This is a genomic window from Paenibacillus sp. FSL P2-0089 (assembly GCF_038595095.1).
GTDB classification, from domain to species: Bacteria; Bacillota; Bacilli; order Paenibacillales; family Paenibacillaceae; genus Paenibacillus_AQ; species Paenibacillus_AQ silagei.
The window spans coordinates 887,628-903,320 of sequence record NZ_CP152006.1; the positions used below are offsets into that span (position 1 = coordinate 887,628).

Genomic DNA, 15,693 nt, shown 5'->3' on the forward strand with positions numbered 1-15,693 from the left:
TCATCTGTCGGGGTGCAGGGGGCTTATCCGATTCGTCCTACTACTCTATGTATTCCATAACTAAGGTGAACATGACAACGGTTTACTTGAATAAAGAAGGAGAGTTAAGGCAAAACCTGTAGTAAGCGCAGGCTTCTGCCGCCGCAGATTTCTCATGAAAGTTTGCAGGCGCTGTCTATGCCCGCAGAGATAGTAATAGTTCATTCAGTTGATCAGGAGGCCCGGAATGAGGATATTTGCCGTGATCTTATGTCTTTTTATTGTGCAGCTTGCCATTATTACCGCTTCCGAATTCCGCCGTCCGCAGCGGGCGCTTGCCTGGATATGTATTACCTTCTGTTGCCCGCCGCTTGGTCTGCTGTTCTACTATTTCCTGGGGCGCGATTACTGGCAGAGCCGCAAGCTCGTGAACCGGTGCGTCTCCCTGCTGCGGGAAATCCGTATTCATGTTGCCGGCAAGATTCATAAGGTCAAGCAGGCGGAGGATACCGGCAACCCCGGATTTGAACACCGCTCTGAGCTGCTGCATCTGTTCTCTGAACTGGCGGACAGTCCGGTTACAAGCCACAACCGGTGTGAAGTGCTGTCCAGCGCACAGGCAGCGTATAAGTCCATGCTGGAGGTGATGGAAGGTGCGCAGGAGCATATCCACATGGAATTTTATATTTTCCGGGAGGACGGGATCGGCCGGCAGTTCCAGGAGCTGATGATCCGCAAGGTACGCCAGGGGGTGAGGGTGCGCCTGCTGTGCGATGGCCTGGGCAGCCATAAACTTAGCCGGGGCTTTGTGAATACACTGAAGAACGCGGGAGTGCAGGTTTATTTTTTTCTGCCGCCGCTGACTGCACTGCCGGACCGCCGGTTCAACTACCGCAATCACCGGAAGATCCTGGTGGTGGACGGACTGACCGGATTCACCGGAGGCATGAACATCGGCGATGATTACCTGGGCAAAAATCCGGAAATGGGCTACTGGCGGGATACGCATCTGCGGCTTGAAGGGGATGCCGTCTATCATCTGCAGTATGTGTTTCTCAAGGATTGGCGGCTGGCGGCCGGTGAAGCTCTCAGCCATCCGCGCTTCTTTCCGGATCATGACTGTAGCGGAAGGGAAGCCGTGCAGATTGTCGCCAGCGGTCCCGATGCGGGCATAGATGCCACCCAGGAGATGTATTTTGCTTCCATCTGTGCCGCGAGGCAACGTATCTGGATGACCTCTCCATACTTCATCCCCGACCCCGCGATTTGCAGGGCGCTGAAGAATGCAGTCCTTAGCGGTGTGGACGTAAGGATTATTATCCCGGCGAAGCCGGATAACAAGCTGGTCTATTATGCCACGCTGGCGTATCTGGAGAATCTGCAGGACGCCGGCGTGAAATTTTACCGCTATACCAGAGGGTTCATGCATGCCAAGGTAATGATTATCGACAGCCTGCTGGCCACCGTCGGCAGTGCCAATCTGGACATGCGCAGCTTCTATTCCAACTTCGAGCTGACGGCGGTGCTGTTCCGTCCGGAGACAATTACAGAGCTGGCTGAGGACTTCAGCAGAGATCTGGAGCAGAGTGAATTCATTGATCCGAAAAAGTTCCGGGAGCGCAGCCGTAATGTCAAACGCATAGAAAGTCTGTGTCAGCTCTTATCTCCGCTATTATGACAGAAAAGATGGCCGAATCATCGATTATCGAAGGTTATATCAATTTACATGCGTTATTTGACTTTCTTTTATGATATAATGGAAATATAAGAAGAACAGGGGAGAAGGCACGACTGTACGTTCGCTTTCGTAAGCTTCTTAGATATACTATTTATAGGGGGAGTTCTATGACTGTAAGCCAACATATCTTTACGAATGAAGAACAGAAGAAGCCGGAGAAGTCTGGAGTGTTCAAGACGGCAAGACTGGCCCAGCGGATTGTGATGATTGTCATCGGAGCGGCCATGATGTCTGTTGCCCTTGAAATTTTTCTTGTTCCCAATAAGTTGATTGATGGCGGAATCACCGGTATTTCCATTATGTTGTCCCATATTTTCAATATACCGCTCGGTATTCTATTGACCCTGCTTAACCTGCCGTTCCTGGTTATCGGGTATAAGCAGATCGGTAAGACATTTGCCTTATCTACTCTATTTGCTGTAATTGTAATGTCCATCGGTACCCAGTTGCTCCATCCTGTTCATCCCATTACGGTTGAGCCGCTGCTCGCAGCAGTATTCGGAGGGGTAATTCTCGGCGTTGGGGTCGGGCTCGTTGTCCGTTACGGCGGATCGCTCGATGGTACTGAGATTGTAGCCATTCTTGTATCCAAGAGGCTTCCGTTCTCTGTAGGGGAAGTCGTTATGTTCTTCAACCTGTTCATCCTGTCCGGCGCAGGCTTTGTGTTCGGCTGGAATAATGCGATGTTCTCGCTCATTGCGTATTACATTGCTTTCAAACTGATCGATATTACACTTGAAGGTCTGGACCAGTCCAAGTCGGTATGGATTATCAGTGATAAATTCCGTGATATCGGCGAAGCTCTGACGGAGCGTCTGGGACGCGGAGTGACTTATCTTGATGGTGAGGGCGGATTCTCCGGCGATAACAAGAAAGTGATTTTTGTTGTCATTACCCGTCTGGAAGAAGCGAAGCTGAAGTCTATCGTAGAAGATTGGGATTCTGACGCGTTCATCGCGATCGGCAATATCCATGATGTTAAGGGCGGCCGCTTCAAGAAAAAAGCAATTCATTAGCATTAGCGTAACCGGTTCAGCCGGAACGCTTCGAAGGAAGGTATATTTACGAACGACAGAGTAACCCATACGGCGGTCCTGACTTGTTGCGCCGTATGCCCATATATAATAATACCTTCCGTCCTGATTCTGGACGCAAGAATAAGCCCGCAGCCTGAGAAAGGCATTTGCGGGCTTATTGCTGTCCTGAGGGCAGCTTGGCAATAATCGCATCGACCGGCTGAGGAGGAACCTTGGCAATCAGATCTCCTAACCGGCTGAGACGCTCTTCTATATTCAGCAGGTTGAAATCTGTAGGCTTGACACCCCGTTCAACCTCCTCCCACAGGAGGGGAGTGGAGACAGTAGCCAGCGTCCGGGCGCGCGGGGTGTACGGGGCAGCGAGTGTTTTGCCGCCGTAATGCTGGAGATAATCGAAATATATTTTATCCCCGCGATGCTTCTTCAGACGCTCCAGGGTGAAGAGATCGGGCCGCTTCTCGGTGACATAACGGCCTACGAAATGCCCGATCCGGCGCAGTTCATCGAAGGTCACCCCCGGCTTAACCGGAACAATGATCTGCACTCCGGTGGCTCCCGAGGTTTTGGGAACGGAGTCCAGTCCGAGCGATCTCAGCACCTCCCCTACCACAGCAGCAGCTTCCATAATCCGCGGTTCGACCTCAAGCGAAGGGTCCAGATCAATCATCCATTCGCAGGGCAGTGTACTGCCGGCATAATGGAGGGAGGGATGGAATTCGAGCGCAGCCAGATTGCCCAGCCAGAGCAGCTCCGGCAGGCCCTGCAGCACAATGTAGGTGATATTGTCCTGCACCGCCGTGTGGACGAATTCCGGCAGCGGCTCCGGGGCGTTCTTCTGATAGAAGGACATCCCGGGAACGCCATGGGGATAGCGGATCACCGTGAGCAGCCGGTCCTTGCAATAGCGCAGCAGGTAGGGCGAGAGGGCCGCCAGCTTTTGCAGATAGATCTGCTTGGTGATGCCCATCTCGGGCCAGAGCGGTTTGTCCGGATTGGTGATGCTGATTTGCTGCCCGTCTACGGTAATGGTTCCTTTGGTGGCCGCTGGCATGGGACATCCCTCCTTAGGCTTGTGTATGTCTGCCTAGTATTTGCCGTGCTGCCGGTTTTCAGTCGGGATTCCGGTCCGGGATAAGAGCAGTTCACACCTTTTTTGCGCAAAATGTCCCTTTTGGCCCGGGCAGGTGCTTATAAGGGTGTTAGCTAGAAGAGAGGAGCGTTTTACGATTTTGGATGAAATGGAACACCTCGTTGTTAAGGTTCAAAACGGCGACGTGGAGCAGTACGGGCGGATCGTTGAAGCTGTTCAGCAGCCGATGTACCGTTATTGCAGCCGTCTGCTAGGCAGCGGGGCAGAGGCGGAGGATGCCGTGCAGGAGATTCTGGTCAAAGCCTATCAAAATATCGGCAAGTACCGTCCGCTGGTCAGCTTCTCTTCATGGCTGTATAAAATCGCTTATCATCATTGCCTGGCGGTTATCCGCCAGCGCCAGCGGCAGAGCCGGGTGATGCTGCTGCTGCGGCCGCAGAAATACGCGGAAAGCCCGGAGCAGCAGATGGACCGCTTCCTGTTCGATGAACCGCTCGCTGTAGCGCTTTCCCGGCTGAAGGTGGAGGAGCGGAACCTGCTTTTGCTGAGGGTTTTTGAAGAGCAGAGCTTTGCCGAAATCGCCGTGATTCTGGGCAAGAATCAGGATGCGGTCAAAAAAAGATATCAGCGCACGATTATTAAACTCACCAACCTGCTGAAATCGCAAAGAGAGGGGGAGGAATCACAATGGACGAGCACTTCGCTGCTGAAGAAAAAAGGATAAGACGAATGGGCGCAGGTGAGGCAGCGGGCAGCATTGATGTTAAGTCATCCGTTATGGAGCGGGTACGGGTCATCCATGCACAGCGGCTTGCATCAGAGGGCGGAGGAACGCCAGCTTCACCGGGGCAAGCGGTGCCTGAAATGGTTAGGCAAGGGCCTGAGATGACCAGGCAGCCGATACCTTCGCTGCGTCCTGCGGTACAGCGGGGCAGAAGACTGGCCGCCGGACTCTGTGCGGTTGCGCTGCTGGGGCTGGCTGGGTTCAGCGTTCTCCGCCATGGGACAGACCAGGAAACTACGGGGAAGGCGCTGCACCCGGACTTTGCGGTCATCCGGCAGACGGAGGGGCAGCCTATGGTCTTGAAGGACAGCGGCGGCAGAGTTGTGGCGCAGCTTAGGTACGCTGAATCGAAGATCTACACGCCTTACATTGGCTCTAGCTCAGCCCGGGAACGTTACTTTAAGCTAAGGGAGCAATATGAACAACAGGCGCAAGCGGATTTACAGCCGGGAGAGACAGCAGCTTATTATGTCAATGACAGTGAATTGATTGCATTGATGAACGGGCTGGGGTATGGAAAACCGCTATTTTTCACCAGCAGAACGGTTACGTATACCAGCTACGCGAAGCTGTCAGCCGCCCGGGAGCAAACGGGCAAGTGGAGCTTTGCACTGCCGCCTGAGCGAATAGGCGGGTTACAGTTTGCGGAGGGCCGGCTGTTCGCCAAAACCCCCTCTGCGTTTGAGCCGGAGTATAGGCTGGCACTGGAGGCATTGAAGGCCAAAACGGAAGGTGCTCCGGACGGGAATCCGCTGGCTGCAACTTTATGGCCCTTGGAGAATCTCGCAAGCGCCGAGGTGATCTATCGGGATGGCAGCCAGCAGCTGAAGCTTCAGTTATTCTGGAATAACGCAGCAACAACCGGTCCTTCGCAAATTCACGTATCCCCCGGCCAAACGGCTGAACTATGGACCTACGAGGATAAGGAGCTGCTGTTCATTCCGGGGGCAGGCGCCGGAGAAGAGAACGGAAGTTCAGTAAGCAGACTGTATTGGTATGATAACGCCTATGGAGGGCTTGCTTTGATGACGGACCCGCCGGATAAGCGGTTGACCCGGGAGCAATGGGAGAGCATTGCCGCCGGGATGGTTCAGCGGTGAGGGAACAACAAATGAATCGGAAGGAAGGGATCGAATTATGAATCAGCATAAGAAAGCGGCGGTTGCCGCAATATGCCTGTCCATGCTGCTGAGCGCAGCAGCGGGGTCGGTGGGAGCAGCGGGAAGGCTGCCTGATAAATTAAAAAATAAAAGCAACGGCATTATGGCTACAGAAACCGCCAAGCCGGCTGCGCCATCCCCGCTGGACGCTTTGCTGTCCAAAGCGAACGAGGCTCCCTTGAACGCAGGGGAAATCCGGGCTGTGTATGTGAATGACGTCAAAATCAATACGCTGGACAGTCTGGATATCAGTTACTTGCCGTTTAGTTATACGTCTGTAAGCAAAGCGGCGCAGAAATTAACGTCAATGGGCGGAGGTGTATTAATGGCTCCAGCTTCGCTCCCGAAAGATTATGTGCTGAAGGAGGCAATCATCAGCCCTGACATTCCTTTTTCCTATGAGGAAGAATATATGCAGCTCAGGGAGAAACTCAAGGGGCAATCCACAGCAGCTGGTAAAAAGGTTATCACCAAAATGCTCCCCTGGAGCGGTCATGTCACCACGTTGACGTATACCCGCAAGGGAGAGGTGCTCAGCCTGCGTGCCGAGCCTGCAAGCAAGCTTCCGGCTGGAGTTACACTGGCCGTATTGCCGGGGGACAAGGATGAGCAGGTGCAGGTTAACGGGCAGGAGATGATGTTCACCTCCTTCGGGCCGCATCACGGCAACCTCAAATCGCAATTGCAGTGGAGCAGTGCGGACGGCAGCAGAGAGTACACATTAACGGATACCCGGAACACTGTGCAGAGTAAGGCTGAACTGCTGAAACTTGCCGGAAGCCTTACTCCGCAATAGGCAGCTAGAACCCCCTCTGGCTTAAAGAACAGGAATGGGCGGGCAGTTCGACCTGAGCCTGAATCACAGGCTGGCGGAAGGTGCCGGAGGGATTCCATTCCAGAAAATGCAGCTTAAACACCAGCTCAGGCTTAATCCAAACGGAGCCTGAGCTTCGCTGCGGGAGTGCGGCAAACGGCATATGCTCTGTGGCAAGTCCAGGAATCCGTCCGGTCAGTGTCCGCCAGTCCTGGACGGTCATTCTGCCTGCTCCGGCATGTCCGATATAATGCAGCCTGCCGGCATCATCATACAGGCCGAACAGCAACGCATTCACGATGCCGTCCCGGAAGGTGACGCCCCCGGCGACAGCGGTGACATCGGAGATGATCTTGAGCTTCTGCCAGCGCTTGTCCTTGCCGCCCGGCGCATAAGTGCTGTCCAGATCCTTGCAGACGATCCCCTCCAGACTGCCCTGCCGCGCCGCAGCGAGCAGCTGGACGGGATCCGGGTAGCTGGGCACCTGCTGCATATGGGGATGGGGCAGCAGCATCTCCTTCAGCAGCTCCTGCCGCCGGGACAGCGGTTCATCCAGCAGCCAGATGCCGTCACAATACAGCATATCAAAAACCATATACAGCACCGGAACCTGCGGCTGCACTGCCCGGATCGCCGCCTCGTTCTTCAGGCTGTCCCGCCGCATGACCTCATGGAAGGAGGGCTTGCCGCCGCTGAGTGCAATGATCTCGCCATCCAGAATGAAGGAGCCGGCCCGGCAATAGCTTCCTGGTTCGGCCAGCTCAGGATATTGGAGCGTGCGCCGGTTGCCACGGCGGTTAATCAGTTCGGCATGGCTCCCGTCGTAATAGGAGATCATCCGCACGCCGTCCCATTTGATCTGGGCGATCCACTGTTCTCCGCTTGGAAGCACAGAGGCCAGCACAGGCTCAAACGGAGTGATGGTCTTAAGCTGAAGGGAACCGGCTGGCCTTGCAGCAGGCGCAGAAGTCCGTCCCCTAGGCACCGGTGACCTTGCTCTTCGCGCTCCGGCGCTTCGGCTTCGGGGCAATCACCGGAATTGGTCCGGTAGCTTCATCTACAACCGGAGCGGCGGCTGTATCGGTTGAAGTCCCTGCGGCAGTGGCCTTGGCCGGACGTTTCTTCGCACCGGCGGCTGTCCTTGGCTTAGACCCGCTGCCTCCCTTAGCCGGTCCGGGATCGGAAGGAATATGCTGCACAGCCTCGATACTGGCCTGCAGGGCAGCCATCAGATCGATAACATTGTTCTCCTGGCGGGCCGGAGCAATATGGAACTCTTCGCCTGCAATCTTATGTGTAATCAGATCAAGCATCCGCTGGCGGTAATCATCGGTGTATTTGGCAGGCTCGAACGGGGTGGACAGCTGTGAGATCAGCAGCTTGGCCATATCCAGCTCTTTGTCGTTCACGCTGCCCGGCTCCGGCAGGCCGGGAACCTGCGATACCGGACGGACCTCGTCCGGGTAATAGATCGTTTCAATCGCCAAGCAGTCCGCCAGGACGCGGATGGCGGCCAGACTGCTTTTGGAGCGGATGGAGATCTTGGCAATACCGATCTTCCCGGTCTGACGCATCGCCTCCATCAGCAAACGGTAAGCATTGGCGCCTGCCTGGTCTGGCGATAAATAGTAGGTCTTCTGGAAATAAATCGGGTCAATCTCCGTCAAATCCACGAAATCCAGTATGGTGATGCTCTTACTGCTCTCCTCGCTTAGCTGATCCAGCTCCTCCTTGTCGAACAGAACAAACTTGCCCTTCTCATATTCGTACCCCTTGCCGATCTCCTCCCAGGTGACTTCCTTGTCACAGACAGGACATTTACGTACATAAGACAGCGGACTGCCGCATTCTTTGTGGATGTAGCGCAGCGAGATGTCTTTATCCTCCGTAGCGGAGAACATCTTGACCGGAACATGCACAAGCCCGAAGCTGATGGCTCCTTTCCAAACGGTATGCATGAGAATCGCCTCCTGATGGGATGTGGTATGGCTTAGTATGGGGAGGCAGGGCTTTTTCTAGCCGGATGCATGTTTTGAGAGTCATGGGAAAAAATAAATGCTGCTCAGCTTGCACAGACCCAAAGCGAGAAGAGGAGGCATTATGGACAAGGAGCACTATCACTGGAGCGATGTGTTATCCGAGCAGGATATTCCGGCTGAGGCGGTCAATTGGGACAATATTATTGCCGATCCGGAGGATGCCGGACTGGACGAGGACGCAGTACTGCTGGATGCTGATGCAACGATCGGGGAGCTTCCAGCGGAAGATGAAGAGGAATAGGGGGGCAAGAAAAGAATGGATATAACACGTGCGCAGGATATTTACGCTTCCAAGGACAAGATTGCGGTGCATCTCGACGGAGAACCGGTTTGGATTGAGCATGTAGATTCGGATAACGGTATGGTAACGGTTCAGGTAGGCTCCCGGCCGACGAATACACAGACTGTTGGTGTTGAGCGGCTGGAGGAACAGAGGAAGTAGCGGGTCAGCACAATAAGTCCTGGTAGGTATCCAGGTAAAATACTAATTAGAGCAGGCGTTCTCTTGGCGGTGACACCATCGCGGGAGTCTCCTGCTTTTTGTGTGGCCTGACCTCCTACACACGTTATGCTCAGGGCCGGGGTATGGAGCTGTAGCCTCTAATAATAGCTGACACAGATATTGACGCCGGGCGTGGTGACCCCCTATATTTGGAAGAAGAATTTTGACGAAAAGAGATGATGAAAGTGCGTCCGATATTGCTGGGTGTGTGCTCGGCGCTGTTTTTTGCGGTGACGTTTGTGCTGAACCGGAGGATGGAGCTTGCGGGAGGAAGCTGGGCGTGGAGCGCCTCGCTGCGGTACTTGTTCACGCTCCCGCTGCTGCTGGCGATTGTGGCCGGAAGAGGGAGGCTGAAGCCGCTGCTGGCTGCGATGAGAGAACGGCCTGGAGCCTGGCTGCTGTGGGGAACTGTCGGGTTCGGCTTGTTCTACGCGCCCATCTGCTTCGCCGCTACCTATGCACCGGGCTGGCTGAGCGCTGGAACGTGGCAGATCACCATTATCTCCGGTTCGCTGCTGGCTCCGTTCTTCGGAGAATGGGTTGGCGGACCGGGAGAACAAGTATACATAAGAGGTAAAATCCCGCTGGGCGGGCTGCTGCTCTCCCTGATTATTCTCGCCGGAGTAGCGCTGCTGCAAGTGGAGCAGGCGCGGCAGCTTGCCCCATCCCAGGTCCTGCTGGGCATTGTCCCGATTCTTATCGCTTCCTTCGCTTATCCGCTCGGAAACCGTAAGATGATGGAGCTGTGCGGCGGCCAGCTGGATGTATTCCAGCGGATTCTTGGCATGACGCTTGCCAGCCTGCCCTTCTGGCTGGCTGTCGCTCTGTATGGTATGGCAGATACAGGCCTGCCCTCCTCCTCGCAAATAGGACAATCAGTCATTGTTGCACTCAGTTCGGGAGTTGTGGCTACGGTGCTGTTTTTCCGGGCTACCGATCTGGTCAGGGATAGCATGAGCAGTCTGGCAGCCGTGGAAGCGACCCAGTCACTGGAGGTGCTGTTCGCCTTGCTGGGGGAGATGCTCCTGCTGGCCTCGCCGCTGCCATCCCTCCTGTCATGGGCGGGGATTGCGGTCATTATTGGTGGTATGGTGCTGCATAGCCTGTTCTCCCGGCATCCGGGGAAGCCTGCGGCGGCTCCGGCGTTCACAACGGACTGACAGGCTGTTGCGGTGCAAGTAGCATACCGATATAATTAAAAGTATTGTTAACTGTTAAGGGATCTTCAAAAAGGTGGTAGTTGCAGCTTTGGACAATAATACACAAACGGTGTTTACAACCCGTTCATTCGGCCTTCAGGATACGGAGGCACTTGCCGCCGCCATTGCTGCCGCGTCATCGGCGGGGATGGTTATCGGACTTGACGGGGATCTAGGTGCGGGCAAAACAGCGTTCTCGCAGTGCTATGCACGCCATTTGGGTGTGGAAGGTATTGTGAATAGTCCTACTTTTACCATTATCAAAGAGTATGAAGGACGTCTGCCGCTGTATCATATGGATGTATACCGGATATCGCTGCAGGAAGCGGACGAGCTGGGACTGGAAGAGTATTTCTACGGTCAGGGTGTGTGTCTGGTGGAATGGAGCCGAATCATTGCTGATCTGATGCCGCCGCGGCATCTCCATATAGAGCTGAAGACCGCCGGCCCGGATGAACGGGAGATTACGGTGACCGGAATCGGAGAGCCTTACGGCGAAGTGTGCCGGATGCTGATCCAGAAGTGGGGTAAAGAAATATGACGAACTCGAATAATGAGCCGCGTAAGCGGTTTTTGGCGCTGGATACATCAACGGCAGTTCTGGGAGTGGCCGTGACTGGCGGCGGGGAGCTGTTGCATGAGATTAATGCTTCCGGGGAGCGGAACCATTCGGTTCATCTGCTGCCTATTATTGAGCAGGCACTTCAGGCGTCTGCCACTACGGCCGAAAGAATCGGCGGAATCTCGGTCGGGATCGGCCCGGGCTCCTATACCGGAACACGGATCGCTGTGACTGCAGCCAAGACGCTGGCCTGGGCCTGGAACGTACCGGTTACCGGTGTATCCAGCCTGCATGCGCTGGCCTGGGGCGGATACCATGCGGCTTCTGCGCAGCAGGAGCAAGGCTCCATAACGTCCCCGAACGGCACGGCAGGAACAGACTGGATCATTCCGCTGATCGATGCCCGGCGGGGGCAGGCATACACCGCTGTATTCGCGGCGGACGGGGACAAGCCTCCCCGGCGGCTGGCGCCGGATGCCATCAGGCTGATGGCCGACTGGGTGCAGGAGCTGGCGGTACGGCTGAAGGAAGCCGCAGCTGAGGGCAATCTGCCGGACACACTGTGGTTCGTAGGCGAGACGGCGCTGCACGGAAGTGCGGACATGCTGGCTCCGCTGATGGAAGCCGCCAACGTTCAGGCAGTGCCTTATGAGCTGGAAGGACGCTGGACTGGATTTCTGGCGGAAGCGGGTCTCTACGAAGAGAGCGGAGATTTGCATACGCTGATTCCCAATTATACGCAGCTGTCGGAGGCGGAGGCGAATTTGCGCCGCAGCAGCGAAGGGAGTCTGAATACACGATGATTGAACCGGAACGTAGACCAGCTCAGGGGACTGAGCTTGTTTTTCGCCTGATGCGGCTGGAGGATGTGCCTGCGATTCTTGTGATTGAACGGGAGGCCTTCACCATGCCTTGGACAGAGGAAGCCTTCCGCAACGAGCTGACCCACAATCATTTTGCTAAATATATGGTAATGGAGCTGGCAGGGCATATTATTGGATACGCAGGAATGTGGGCGATTGTCGATGAGGCGCATGTCACCAATATTGCACTGCTGGAGGCATACCGGGGACGTAAATGGGGCGAGCGGCTCCTGGACGAGCTGATGAAGACGGCGGCTTATCTCGGCATGCAGTCGATCACGCTTGAAGTACGGGTCTCCAATGAGGTGGCCCAGAATTTATACCGCAAAAAAGGCTTCAAGCCTGCGGGTACCCGCAAGGGCTATTATTCGGACAACCGCGAGGATGCGCTCATCATGTGGGCCGATCTGCCGGAGTACGGGGAGCAAGCTGTAACGGAAGGAAGCGTGGACTTGAAATGAAGACAGACACGGGCGCAAGGGAGCCTGTATTGATTCTGGCGATTGAAACCAGCTGTGACGAGACCTCTGTAGCTGTAGTGAAGGATGGCTGTGAGGTGTTGTCCAACATCATCTCCAGCCAGATTGAGACCCACCGGGCATTCGGGGGAGTGGTGCCTGAAGTGGCCTCCCGCAAGCATGTCGAGGTGATAACGTTGGTCATTGAAGAAGCCTTAAGCGTAGCCGGCGTACGTCCGCAGGAGCTGACGGCTGTGGCGGTAACGCAGGGTCCGGGACTGGTGGGGGCGCTGCTGGTCGGAGTCGTGGCTGCCAAAAGCCTGGCGCTGGCCTGGGGCAAGCCGCTCATCGGCACGCATCATATTGCCGGTCATATCTATGCTAACCGGCTGGTCAAGGAATTGAAGTATCCGGGCATGACGCTGGTGGTGTCAGGGGGGCATACGGAGCTGGTGCATATGGAGCGGGAAGGAAGCTTCCGGATCATCGGGCGCACCCGTGACGATGCCGTCGGCGAAGCGTACGACAAAGTGGCGCGGGCCCTGGGCTTCCCTTATCCGGGAGGGCCGCATGTGGACAAGCTGGCGCATGAAGCGGAGGAAGCCTTCGCTCTGCCGCGTGTGTGGCTGGAGCCGGGCTCGTATGACTTCAGCTTCAGCGGGCTGAAGTCTGCGGTGCTGAACGCGGTGAATCAGAGCAAGATGAAGGGGCTTGTGCCGGATGTCGCGGCTATTGCGCGCGGCTTCCAGGAATCTGTAGTTGAAGTGCTGGTCGAGAAGGCGATCCGTGCTGTCCGTGAATACCACGCAGAGCAGCTTCTGCTCTGCGGAGGGGTAGCGGCGAACAAGGGGCTGCGCGAAGCCCTGATCCGGCGCTGCGGAACAGAGGGGATTGAGCTGGTTATCCCTCCTCCCGTGTATTGCACGGATAATGCGGCGATGATTGGTGCCGCAGCTTACGTGAAATGGAGACATGAAGGCGGGATTCCGCTGGATATGGTCGCCGACCCCGGCTATTCGCTGGAGAAATGGTCGGTATCTGCCTATTGACTTTTGCAGATGCCGCCGGGTATAATCAGTTCAATTCAATCATCTTATATTTGAACAAACGCAATGATCGGAAGCAGTAAGGTCACTCCGGGATAAGAGAGCTGCGGGAAGGTGCGACGCAGTCGATGGAGATCTGAACTCGTCCGGGAGCGGAGCGGTGGAAGCAGGGAGCTCTTTGAACAGGAGCGCTGGCCGGCACAGGATGTAATCCGGCAACTTTAGGTACACCGTTACGGTTAACCTCCGTGAGAGGGTGGTCAGTCAAGGCTTGGCGGAGTGGGAACATTCCGGGAACCTTGCAGACATGGAGTGGGTATCGCAGAACAGCTGGAAGGTTAGCGGGTTCGGATATCAACAAGAGTGGTACCGCGACAGTGAACAGCCTGTCGTCTCTTGAATGAGACGGCAGGCTTTTTTTGTGCACATTTTGTGAGAAGTTATATAGGAATGACACGCAAGGATCGGGAGCAGTAGACGGCTAAGGTGAACAGAGAGCTGCGGGGAGGTGCGACGCAGACACCAGAGGCCGGCGAATCTCGCCCGTGAGCGGAGCGGCGGAAAGAGCTACAGGTACGCTGCTACGGATGTCCCCGTTACCGGACCCTTCAGATCTTTATAGCTTCCGTTATCGGGGCTGGGAGATCTGATCTAAGCTGGACGCAGCCAGGACTTCTGACATCAGGGAGCCTATGCGTCAAAAAGAGTGGTACCGCGGAGGGCTGACCCCCCGTCTCTTTATAAGAGACGGGGGGTCTTTGTGCTTTTTAGGAGGCAGCCCTCCATTAGATAAACCTAATTTGAGGAGGAATTACAATGATTATTCCGGTAAAGAAACGAATTCAGATTTTTGACACGACGCTGCGTGACGGGGAGCAGGCCCCGGGAGCCAGTCTTACCCCTGAGCAAAAGATTATTCTGGCCGGCAAGCTGGCGGACCTGGGAGTGGATGTCATGGAGCCGGGATTCCCTGTATCCAGTCCGGGGGATTTCGCTGCGGTGGAGACGATCTCCCGCAACATTCAGGGCGTGGAGATCTGCGGCTTCGCACGGGCAGTCAAGGGGGATATCGATGCTGCTGTTCGGGCCACCCGGGATGCCGCGCGGCGGCGGATTCATCTGTTCATCTCCTCCTCCGACATCCATCTGCGACATCAGCTGCGCATGAGCCGCCCTGAGGTTGTAGCGGTTGCCAGAGAGATGACGGCTTATGCCCGCCAGTTCTGCGATGTGGTAGAGTTCACTGCAATGGACGCTGCGCGGACGGGCATCGACGATCTGATCGAGATGGTCGAGGCGGTGATTGAAGAGGGCGCTTCGATTATCAATCTGCCGGATACGGTAGGTTATGCGCTGCCTCAGGAATACGGAGAGATGTTCCGGCGTGTGCGGCTCGGGGCCAGGGGCGGAGACAAGGTCATCTACAGCGCCCACTGCCACAACGATCTGGGCCTCGCCGTAGCGAACAGCCTGGCGGCCATTGAAGGCGGCGCCACACAGATTGAGGTTACGGTCAACGGAGTGGGCGAGCGGACCGGCAACTGTGCGCTGGAGGAGCTGGTCATGGCGCTGGAGACACGCGGAGACTCTATCGGCGCCGAGACTGGAATCGTGCTGGATAAGCTGTATGACACCTCACGGATGATCAGCGGGGCGATGCATTTCCCGATTGCCTTCAACAAGCCGGTGGTCGGGCGCAATGCCTTCCAGCATGAATCCGGCATCCATCAGGACGGCCTGCTGAAGGACCGCAGCACCTACGAGATTATGGACCCGGAGCGGCTGGGCATCCCGCGCAGCATGATTATCCTCGGCAAGCATTCCGGCAGGCATGCGCTGAAGGACCGCGCTGCGAAGTACGGCATTGCCCTGGATTCGGCGGAGCTGGACGCGCTCTACGAATCCTTCAAGGAAACGGCTGACCGCCAGAAGGCTGTCAGCGATGATGAGCTGCTGCGGATGGTCAGCAGCACCACAGGACAGCAGGCGCAGGTCTATGCGCTCGGCGAGGTCCAGGTCCTGGCCGGCAGCGCGCCGCGCCGCGTGGCCGCAGTGACAGTGCGCCATCTGCAGAGCGGCGCAGAGACGACCCAGACCAGCACCGGAGACGGTCCGCTGGAAGCAATCATTGCCGCTATAGGGCAAGGGATTGCCGAGGATATCCGCTTCGACGGGCTGGAGCTGCATTCCCTCGGCAGCGGCGGGAATGCCCAGGCCGAGGCCGCCGTCATGGTGGAGTGGAAGGACACCAAGTTCCGGGGCACGGCCATCCATCACGATATCGTGATGGCCGCAGGCATTGCTTACATCGCCGCTTGTAATGCGGCACTGCTGTCGGAATCGGAGGTGCCCTCTCCCGGCTCGGCGGTGAATAGCTAAAAAGCTAGAGACCCAAGAACAGAGCGAAGTTACCGGCGCGGGT

Annotated in this window: 16 protein-coding genes and 2 other annotated features; of the genes, 13 read left to right on the forward strand and 3 right to left on the reverse strand. The window is 56.1% G+C overall.

Annotated elements, in window-relative coordinates:
* The first annotated feature begins 226 nt into the window (after nucleotides 1–226).
* The gene (gene cls / locus NST69_RS03595; protein WP_209878257.1) at nucleotides 227–1,657 is read left to right on the forward strand and encodes a cardiolipin synthase; all 1,431 of its coding nucleotides are present in this window, start codon (nucleotides 227–229) and stop codon (nucleotides 1,655–1,657) included.
* 167 nt (nucleotides 1,658–1,824) lie between these two features.
* Nucleotides 1,825–2,733, forward strand: coding sequence for a YitT family protein (locus tag NST69_RS03600; protein WP_036723169.1), 909 nt, complete (start codon nucleotides 1,825–1,827; stop codon nucleotides 2,731–2,733).
* Nucleotides 2,734–2,908: 175 nt separating this feature from the next.
* Here NST69_RS03600 and ligD read toward each other — a convergent pair whose 3' ends face one another.
* A complete protein-coding gene (gene ligD / locus NST69_RS03605; protein ID WP_342548509.1) occupies nucleotides 2,909–3,805 on the reverse strand; it encodes a non-homologous end-joining DNA ligase in 897 nt (298 codons plus the stop codon).
* A gap of 187 nt (nucleotides 3,806–3,992) precedes the next feature.
* Between ligD and NST69_RS03610 the strand changes: the two genes are divergently transcribed.
* The 3 genes from NST69_RS03610 to NST69_RS03620 are packed head-to-tail and all read left to right on the forward strand — an operon-like array spanning nucleotide 3,993 to nucleotide 6,584.
* Nucleotides 3,993–4,568, forward strand: a complete 576-nt coding sequence (locus tag NST69_RS03610; RefSeq protein WP_342550073.1) for a sigma-70 family RNA polymerase sigma factor — start codon at nucleotides 3,993–3,995, stop codon at nucleotides 4,566–4,568.
* Nucleotides 4,532–5,728 carry a hypothetical protein gene (locus NST69_RS03615; RefSeq protein WP_342548510.1) on the forward strand — a complete coding sequence of 399 codons (1,197 nt, stop codon included), beginning with the start codon at nucleotides 4,532–4,534 and terminating at the stop codon, nucleotides 5,726–5,728. Before NST69_RS03610 ends, NST69_RS03615 begins: the two co-directional genes overlap by 37 nt.
* A 37-nt stretch (nucleotides 5,729–5,765) precedes the next feature.
* The gene (locus NST69_RS03620; RefSeq protein WP_036723173.1) at nucleotides 5,766–6,584 is read left to right on the forward strand and encodes a hypothetical protein; all 819 of its coding nucleotides are present in this window, start codon (nucleotides 5,766–5,768) and stop codon (nucleotides 6,582–6,584) included.
* A gap of 4 nt (nucleotides 6,585–6,588) precedes the next feature.
* Here the strand turns inward: NST69_RS03620 and NST69_RS03625 are convergent, their stop codons facing one another.
* The gene (locus NST69_RS03625) at nucleotides 6,589–7,587 is read right to left on the reverse strand and encodes a DNA ligase (protein WP_081751031.1); all 999 of its coding nucleotides are present in this window, start codon (nucleotides 7,585–7,587) and stop codon (nucleotides 6,589–6,591) included.
* On the reverse strand, nucleotides 7,580–8,560 hold the full coding sequence (locus NST69_RS03630; RefSeq protein ID WP_036723174.1) for a Ku protein: 981 nt from the start codon (nucleotides 8,558–8,560) through the stop codon (nucleotides 7,580–7,582). The genes NST69_RS03625 and NST69_RS03630 overlap by 8 nt, the downstream gene beginning before the upstream one ends.
* A 142-nt stretch (nucleotides 8,561–8,702) precedes the next feature.
* Between NST69_RS03630 and NST69_RS03635 the strand changes: the two genes are divergently transcribed.
* The 8 genes from NST69_RS03635 to NST69_RS03670 all read left to right on the forward strand — a co-directional run bounded on the left by NST69_RS03635 (nucleotide 8,703) and on the right by NST69_RS03670 (nucleotide 15,650).
* A complete protein-coding gene (locus NST69_RS03635; RefSeq protein WP_036723176.1) occupies nucleotides 8,703–8,882 on the forward strand; it encodes a hypothetical protein in 180 nt (59 codons plus the stop codon).
* 15 nt (nucleotides 8,883–8,897) lie between these two features.
* Nucleotides 8,898–9,083: an H-type small acid-soluble spore protein gene (locus NST69_RS03640; protein WP_342548511.1), complete on the forward strand. Its 186-nt coding sequence runs from the start codon at nucleotides 8,898–8,900 to the stop codon at nucleotides 9,081–9,083.
* A 245-nt stretch (nucleotides 9,084–9,328) separates the two neighbouring features.
* Nucleotides 9,329–10,303 (forward strand): multidrug resistance efflux transporter family protein, encoded by a 975-nt coding sequence (locus tag NST69_RS03645; protein ID WP_036723367.1) that lies wholly within the window; start codon nucleotides 9,329–9,331, stop codon nucleotides 10,301–10,303.
* A 109-nt stretch (nucleotides 10,304–10,412) separates the two neighbouring features.
* Nucleotides 10,413–10,883: a tRNA (adenosine(37)-N6)-threonylcarbamoyltransferase complex ATPase subunit type 1 TsaE gene (gene tsaE / locus NST69_RS03650; protein WP_036723368.1), complete on the forward strand. Its 471-nt coding sequence runs from the start codon at nucleotides 10,413–10,415 to the stop codon at nucleotides 10,881–10,883.
* Entirely contained in the window at nucleotides 10,880–11,707 is an 828-nt protein-coding gene (gene tsaB, locus NST69_RS03655; protein WP_342548512.1) for a tRNA (adenosine(37)-N6)-threonylcarbamoyltransferase complex dimerization subunit type 1 TsaB, read from the forward strand. Before tsaE ends, tsaB begins: the two co-directional genes overlap by 4 nt.
* Nucleotides 11,704–12,228 carry a ribosomal protein S18-alanine N-acetyltransferase gene (rimI, locus tag NST69_RS03660; protein ID WP_051477836.1) on the forward strand — a complete coding sequence of 175 codons (525 nt, stop codon included), beginning with the start codon at nucleotides 11,704–11,706 and terminating at the stop codon, nucleotides 12,226–12,228. Before tsaB ends, rimI begins: the two co-directional genes overlap by 4 nt.
* On the forward strand, nucleotides 12,225–13,274 hold the full coding sequence (gene tsaD, locus NST69_RS03665) for a tRNA (adenosine(37)-N6)-threonylcarbamoyltransferase complex transferase subunit TsaD (RefSeq protein ID WP_342548513.1): 1,050 nt from the start codon (nucleotides 12,225–12,227) through the stop codon (nucleotides 13,272–13,274). Before rimI ends, tsaD begins: the two co-directional genes overlap by 4 nt.
* Before the next feature lie 54 nt (nucleotides 13,275–13,328).
* Nucleotides 13,329–13,671: a binding site (T-box leader), on the forward strand.
* A 51-nt stretch (nucleotides 13,672–13,722) separates the two neighbouring features.
* Nucleotides 13,723–14,012: a binding site (T-box leader), on the forward strand.
* Nucleotides 14,013–14,087: 75 nt separating this feature from the next.
* Complete coding sequence (locus tag NST69_RS03670; RefSeq protein WP_340955724.1) at nucleotides 14,088–15,650, forward strand: 2-isopropylmalate synthase; 1,563 nt, start codon at nucleotides 14,088–14,090, stop codon at nucleotides 15,648–15,650.
* The last annotated feature ends 43 nt before the right edge of the window (nucleotides 15,651–15,693 follow it).

What these genes read in the sequence shown, in the direction of transcription:
- cls (WP_209878257.1), top strand. Translation starts at nt 227, where the DNA reads ATGAGGATATTTGCCGTGATCTTATGTCTTTTTATTGTGCAGCTTGCC.
- NST69_RS03600 (WP_036723169.1), top strand. Translation starts at nt 1,825, where the DNA reads ATGACTGTAAGCCAACATATCTTTACGAATGAAGAACAGAAGAAGCCG.
- ligD (WP_342548509.1), bottom strand. Translation starts at nt 3,805, where the DNA reads ATGCCAGCGGCCACCAAAGGAACCATTACCGTAGACGGGCAGCAAATC.
- NST69_RS03610 (WP_342550073.1), top strand. Translation starts at nt 3,993, where the DNA reads ATGGAACACCTCGTTGTTAAGGTTCAAAACGGCGACGTGGAGCAGTAC.
- NST69_RS03615 (WP_342548510.1), top strand. Translation starts at nt 4,532, where the DNA reads ATGGACGAGCACTTCGCTGCTGAAGAAAAAAGGATAAGACGAATGGGC.
- NST69_RS03620 (WP_036723173.1), top strand. Translation starts at nt 5,766, where the DNA reads ATGAATCAGCATAAGAAAGCGGCGGTTGCCGCAATATGCCTGTCCATG.
- NST69_RS03630 (WP_036723174.1), bottom strand. Translation starts at nt 8,560, where the DNA reads ATGCATACCGTTTGGAAAGGAGCCATCAGCTTCGGGCTTGTGCATGTT.
- NST69_RS03635 (WP_036723176.1), top strand. Translation starts at nt 8,703, where the DNA reads ATGGACAAGGAGCACTATCACTGGAGCGATGTGTTATCCGAGCAGGAT.
- NST69_RS03640 (WP_342548511.1), top strand. Translation starts at nt 8,898, where the DNA reads ATGGATATAACACGTGCGCAGGATATTTACGCTTCCAAGGACAAGATT.
- tsaB (WP_342548512.1), top strand. Translation starts at nt 10,880, where the DNA reads ATGACGAACTCGAATAATGAGCCGCGTAAGCGGTTTTTGGCGCTGGAT.
- rimI (WP_051477836.1), top strand. Translation starts at nt 11,704, where the DNA reads ATGATTGAACCGGAACGTAGACCAGCTCAGGGGACTGAGCTTGTTTTT.
- tsaD (WP_342548513.1), top strand. Translation starts at nt 12,225, where the DNA reads ATGAAGACAGACACGGGCGCAAGGGAGCCTGTATTGATTCTGGCGATT.
- NST69_RS03670 (WP_340955724.1), top strand. Translation starts at nt 14,088, where the DNA reads ATGATTATTCCGGTAAAGAAACGAATTCAGATTTTTGACACGACGCTG.